The sequence below is a fragment of the Flavobacterium amnicola genome, assembly GCF_004122165.1.
In the GTDB taxonomy this organism is placed as follows: Bacteria; Bacteroidota; Bacteroidia; order Flavobacteriales; family Flavobacteriaceae; genus Flavobacterium; species Flavobacterium amnicola.
In genome coordinates, this window is the sequence record NZ_SBKO01000022.1 from 1 (window position 1) to 424 (window position 424).

At 30.9% G+C, this 424-nt stretch carries 1 pseudogene; it reads right to left on the minus strand.

Annotation, left to right across the window (positions count from 1 at the left end):
- Positions 1-85 precede the first annotated feature (85 nt).
- Positions 86-424, minus strand: a pseudogene (locus EQG63_RS12280) (toll/interleukin-1 receptor domain-containing protein); the annotation flags it as partial.

The following is a 424-nucleotide window of genomic DNA, read 5'->3' on the forward strand; positions in this document are numbered from 1 at the left end:
AATTGCAGCATCACCATTATTAATTTCATTTATAAATTCATTTATGAATTTTTTTTGTTCTTTAGTAAACTCCATAATAAAACTTTTATCTTCTTAACAAAGTTGTTAGTCCTTCTTGAGTACCATCAGGATATTTAACATAGTAGGTGTCACTAAAGATTGCACTTTTTTCAATTCTTGGATGAATTTGGAGGTATTCATTTCCATTCCAAGTACCACTATTATCTGCTAATGGTAATATGGCAATTTTTTTTGGAGTTAATTTGAATGGGTCAGCAATACCAATTTCCCAATTACACCATTTTGAGGCAATTGCGTTATTTGTGGCTAAAAGAACAAATTTGTCATTCGCATTGATGATTTGATTTTTTATTTTAGTTGATGTTGTTCCGTTTGTTCTCTCAGGAATAGTCGCATCAGCCCA